Source organism: Pelotomaculum propionicicum (genome assembly GCF_004369225.1).
Classification (GTDB): Bacteria; Bacillota; Desulfotomaculia; order Desulfotomaculales; family Pelotomaculaceae; genus Pelotomaculum_B; species Pelotomaculum_B propionicicum.
The window spans coordinates 1-730 of the sequence record NZ_QFFZ01000157.1 but is presented as its reverse complement, the minus strand read 5'-3'; the positions used below and the strand labels follow the sequence as shown (position 1 = coordinate 730).

Sequence of the window (730 nt, the reverse complement as noted above, 5' to 3'; positions counted from 1 at the left end):
TTATACTTTAGTAAGTTCTCCTGGCATGGTTTTAGCCAGGAGAACAAAAAACCGCCCGCTATGCGGGTGGGATTCAATGCTTAAGCAAAGAGCAACACCCTTCTGTTAATCTGTTAAAATGATGAGTGTTCAAGCCATCAAAAAACAGAAGAAAGGTGTTGCTTATGGCAGAGAGTTTAGCACATACCAAATGGCTATGCAAGTATCACATAGTGTTCACCCCTAAGTACAGAAGGAAAATAATATACAACCAGCTACGGGAAGATATAAAGGGGATAATAAAAGATTTATGCAAGTGGAAAGGCGTCGAAATAATCGAGGGGCACATGATGTCAGATCACGTTCATCTGTTGCTTAGTATTCCACCGAAATATAGTGTCTCCCAGGTGATGGGGTACCTGAAGGGAAAGAGTGCGATGATGATTTTCGACAGGCACTCAAATCTGAAATATAAATTTGGCAACCGGCATTTCTGGGCTGAAGGATATTATGTCAGTACAGTAGGGTTGAATGAAAAAACGATAGCAAAGTATATACGTGAGCAAGATAAACATGATCAAATAATGGATAGAATTTCGACCAAAGAACTAGAGAACCCTTTTAAGGGTCCTGCCAAGTAATCAGTGCACATGGCTTGAACGAAGTTTAAGCCAGCGTCATTTAGGCGCTGGCTTGTAATAAGCCCTTATAGGGCTCTTTCAAGCCACCCCATTCTGGGGTGGTCTTGACT

The 730-nt window shown here is 41.6% G+C and carries 1 protein-coding gene; it reads left to right on the top strand.

Annotated elements, in window-relative coordinates; all coding sequences use genetic code 11:
• Window positions 1–164: 164 nt before the first annotated feature.
• Window positions 165–620, top strand: coding sequence for an IS200/IS605 family transposase (gene tnpA / locus Pmgp_RS19315; RefSeq protein ID WP_134216313.1), 456 nt, complete (start codon window positions 165–167; stop codon window positions 618–620).
• Window positions 621–730 lie beyond the last annotated feature (110 nt).